The 233-nt window shown below is 77.7% G+C and carries 1 protein-coding gene; it reads right to left on the reverse strand.

Annotation, left to right across the window (positions count from 1 at the left end; genetic code table 11):
• On the reverse strand, positions 1–233 hold a 233-nt coding region (locus KVT14_RS21555), incomplete at both ends, for a M24 family metallopeptidase (RefSeq protein WP_217617405.1).

The raw sequence follows: 233 nt of genomic DNA on the forward strand, positions 1-233 counted from the left end.
AGCGGCGGTGCTGCTGGCCCTCGGGGCTGAGCGACTCCTCGACGGAGGCGGGCAGCATGCCCCACGCGCCGAGCCGGCCGGCGATCACGTCCATCGCGGCGGCGTGCACGTCCCGGTACCGGTTGCCCGGCACGGCGACCGCGAACGCGGCGTCCGCGGCGGCGAGCACCGCCTGGTAGACCCGGCGCTGCGCGTCGGTGGACCTGGCGTTGTCCGGCAGGGTGCGCGTGGCG

This window comes from Cellulomonas sp. GbtcB1, assembly GCF_019091725.1.
In the GTDB taxonomy this organism is placed as follows: Bacteria; Actinomycetota; Actinomycetes; order Actinomycetales; family Cellulomonadaceae; genus Cellulomonas.